Here is a 3,511-nt window from a genome sequence, read left to right as displayed (position 1 = left end):
TTAAAGTCATTCCTGCACCGTGTCGTCCTTCCTGCGAAAGCAGGAATCCATGCACGGGGTAAACTTCAGCAGGAATCCAGACGCCGTCCCCCGATTTAATCGGGGGAACTATTCATATAAGGAACTGGTTTCCAGTTTACACGGGAATGACAACTTATAAAATTACTAATTTTTTTATCGGACACTATTGCCATCCCTGGCAAAGGGGGTCAAATCTTTACAGCCTGTTGCTCAGGGCCTTAATCTCCTCTAATTTTTTTCTGGCGGCGCCTGAGTCTATTGCCTCTGCTGCTTTTTCTATGCCTTCTTTAAGGGTTTTTACTTTTCCCCCTGCTACAAGGGCAGCAGCGGCATTGATGGCTGCTATGTCTCTCCTGGGGCCTTTCTCACCTCGCAATATGGCAAGTATTATTCTGGCATTTTCTTCAGTATTTCCGCCGAGAAGGTCTTCCCTCCGGGCCCTTTTAAGACCAACGTCTTCGGGTGCGATATAGTATGTGTCAACCCGTCCATTATTTAGCTCTGAAATCTTTGTTGCATCCGTAACAGTTATTTCATCAAGGCCATCCTCTCCATGAACTATAAAGGCATGCCTTGCTCCGAGGTTGCCGAGGACCAGAGCTATTGGCTCTGTAAGCTCATCTGAATACACGCCTAAGACCTGTCTTTCTGCCCCTGCAGGGTTTGTAAGTGGGCCAAGGATATTAAAGATTGTCCTGATGCCCATTTCTTTCCTCGGGCCAATGGCGTACTTCATCGCAGGATGAAAAAGCGGTGCAAATAGAAAACCAAAACCTGTTTCCTCCAGACATCTCTCGACTTTCTCAGGAGGAAGGTCTATCTTCACGCCAAGCGCCTCAAGCACATCAGCGCTCCCGCAGCGGCTTGATACTGACCTGTTTCCATGTTTTGCCACAGGCACTCCACAGGCAGCCACGATTAATGCCGATGTTGTGGAGATGTTGAATGTATGTGCCATATCCCCTCCTGTGCCGCATGTGTCAACTGTATCTTTTGGAGCCCTGATTTTTGTTGCCTTTTCCCTCATTATTTTTGCTGCACCTGTTATTTCCTCGACTGTCTCTCCCTTTATCCTCAGAGCTGTGAGAAAGGATGCAATCTGTGCGTCAGTGGCCTGACCTTCCATTACGTCTCTCATGGCATTCATCATCTCTTCTTCTGAAAGGTGTATGTCATCTGCAAGGAGCTTTATAGCCTCTTTAATCATTGCTGCCTCCAGCAGTAGGGGCGCGCCCTTGTATTCTTAATTTCAGAAAGTTTCTTAGAAGGTCTTTGCCAACCCTTGTGAGGATTGACTCAGGGTGGAACTGCACACCTTCGATTATGTGTTCTTTATGCCTGACGCCCATGATTTCACCTTCCTCTGTCCAGGCTGTAATGTCAAGGCAGTCAGGCAAGGTTTCTTTTTTAATTACAAGAGAATGATACCTCGTTGCCTCAAAGGGATTTGGAAGGTTATTAAAAATTGTTCTTCCATCATGATGAATCATTGAAGTCTTTCCGTGCATGAGCCTCGGTGCATTTATAATATCCCCTCCAAAGGCCGCACCAATTGCCTGGTGTCCGAGGCAGACGCCTAAGATCGGGATTTTGCCTGCGAAATGCCTGATTACCTCAATCGATATGCCTGCTTCGTTGGGTGTGTATGGGCCGGGAGAAATTACTATATTTTCAGGCCTCACGTCTTCAATTTCTGCAATGGTAATTTTATCGTTTCTGAACACCCTTATGTCTTCGCCAAGCTCGCCGAGGTACTGGACGAGGTTGTATGTAAAAGAATCATAATTATCTATTACTAATAACATATGTTTTTCCCTTTCTTAACTTAAATTATTCTCAGCCATCTCTATTGCCTTGAACATCCCCTGTGCCTTATTTACAGTCTCTATGTACTCCTTTTCAGGCTCTGAATCAGCCACTATGCCGGCGCCTGCCTGCACATATGCCTTTTTATTTTTAAATAGTATAGTCCTGATTGTGATGCACATATCCATATTTCCTGAGAAACTGAAATAACCCACAGAGCCTGCATATGGTCCTCGCCTTGTTGGTTCAAGCTCTTCTATTATTTCCATTGCCCGTATCTTGGGAGCGCCTGAGACAGTCCCTGCAGGGAAGGATGCCCTCAGGACATCAAAGGCATCAAGCCCTTTGCTAAGGCAGCCTTCAATATTAGAGACAAGGTGCATGACATGGGAGTACTTTTCAACTGTCATCAGCTCGGTCACCTTTACAGAGCCTGTATCTGATACCCTGCCTACATCATTTCTGCCGAGGTCGACAAGCATGATATGTTCTGCCCTTTCCTTAGGGTCGGCCTTCAGGTCTTTTTCTAAGACATCCTCCTCCTCCTCAGTTGCTCCCCTTTTTCTGGTCCCGGCTATTGGCCTCAATTCAATTCTGTCACCCTCCAGCCTCACGAGTATTTCAGGAGAAGAACCTACAAGAGTGGTCTTGCCTGTATCAATGTAATACATATACGGTGATGGATTAATAACCCTCAGTGCCCTGTAAACATTTACAGGGTGGGCCTCAACATCCCTCTGAAATCTCTGTGATACAACAACCTGGATTACATCTCCAGCCCTGACATATTCTTTGGCCTTTCTGACGGCATTAAGAAAATCCTCTTTCGAAAAATTTGAAGAGAGGGCCGCAGGTGCTTTTTTATTATTTTTAGGTAGAGGAGCCCTGCGGTGCAGTCTTTTTACTATCTCATCTATCTTCCTGCATGCTTCCTCGTATGCGTCCTTCGGGTTTTTGCCTTCAACATATGCATTTGATACTACCTTTATCTTCTGGGCGAGACTGTCAAATACCAGGATAGTGTCTGTAAGCATCAAAAACAAATCAGGGAGGTTGAGCCCTTTGTGCCTGTAATCAGGCAGCTTCTCAAAATAACGGGATGTGTCATATCCCATATACCCGACAAGCCCTCCGAAAAATCTTGGAAGCCCTGGCATGAGAACAGGCCTGTATTTTTTTAATTCTTTCGAAATCACCTCGAGGGGGTCTTTCTCGAAACTGGTCTTCTCGATATGTTTCCCTCTTTTGATGGTGATGTTTCTTCCCTTTCCCTCAATTATCATTGAGGGATTGCTGCCGAGAAAGGAGTATCTTGCCCATTTCTCTCCTCCGACCACACTCTCGAGGAGAAAACGGTGCCTGCCTTTGATTTTAAGAAAGGCAGACACAGGGGTCTCAAGGTCAGCAAGTATTTCCCTGTAAACAGGGATGAGGTTTCCTTCTCTGGTTTTAGCTTCAAATTCCTTGAAATCAGGGTAAAGCATTTAGTATTATACTCTATAAGTCAGTTAAGAGTTAAGAGTTAAAAGTGAAAAGTTAAAAGTTTTTGTCATTCCGTGCTTGACTGAGCCTGCCCCGTACTTGATACGGGGGAATCCAGTCTTTTGTTTCTCTGGATTCCCGCTGGAGTTTACCCCGTACTCTGATACGGGGCGGGAATGACGTGAAATGATAACTTTTTACC

General features: G+C 45.5%; 3 protein-coding genes. All 3 read right to left on the bottom strand.

The annotated features are described in order from the left end of the window. Window positions 1-217: 217 nt before the first annotated feature. Genes trpD through trpE form a run of 3 tightly spaced genes read right to left on the bottom strand, consistent with a single transcriptional unit; the run spans window position 218 to window position 3,311 of the window. Window positions 218-1,228, bottom strand: a complete 1,011-nt coding sequence (trpD, locus tag HZC12_00870) for an anthranilate phosphoribosyltransferase (GenBank protein MBI5025286.1) — start codon at window positions 1,226-1,228, stop codon at window positions 218-220. Further along, window positions 1,221-1,826 (bottom strand): aminodeoxychorismate/anthranilate synthase component II, encoded by a 606-nt coding sequence (gene pabA / locus HZC12_00865; protein ID MBI5025285.1) that lies wholly within the window; start codon window positions 1,824-1,826, stop codon window positions 1,221-1,223. The genes trpD and pabA overlap by 8 nt, the downstream gene beginning before the upstream one ends. Window positions 1,827-1,841: 15 nt before the next feature. Next, entirely contained in the window at window positions 1,842-3,311 is a 1,470-nt protein-coding gene (trpE, locus tag HZC12_00860; protein MBI5025284.1) for an anthranilate synthase component I, read from the bottom strand. Window positions 3,312-3,511 lie beyond the last annotated feature (200 nt).

It is taken from the genome of Nitrospirota bacterium, assembly GCA_016214385.1.
Taxonomy (GTDB): domain Bacteria; phylum Nitrospirota; class Thermodesulfovibrionia; order UBA6902; family JACROP01; genus JACROP01.
The sequence above is the reverse complement of the archived record's forward strand: the minus strand, read 5'-3'. Positions and strand labels throughout refer to the sequence as shown.

Bases quoted from the DNA above. Each gene is read 5' to 3' on its own strand.
- trpD (MBI5025286.1), bottom strand. From the start codon at position 1,228: ATGATTAAAGAGGCTATAAAGCTCCTTGCAGATGACATACACCTTTCA.
- pabA (MBI5025285.1), bottom strand. From the start codon at position 1,826: ATGTTATTAGTAATAGATAATTATGATTCTTTTACATACAACCTCGTC.
- trpE (MBI5025284.1), bottom strand. From the start codon at position 3,311: ATGCTTTACCCTGATTTCAAGGAATTTGAAGCTAAAACCAGAGAAGGA.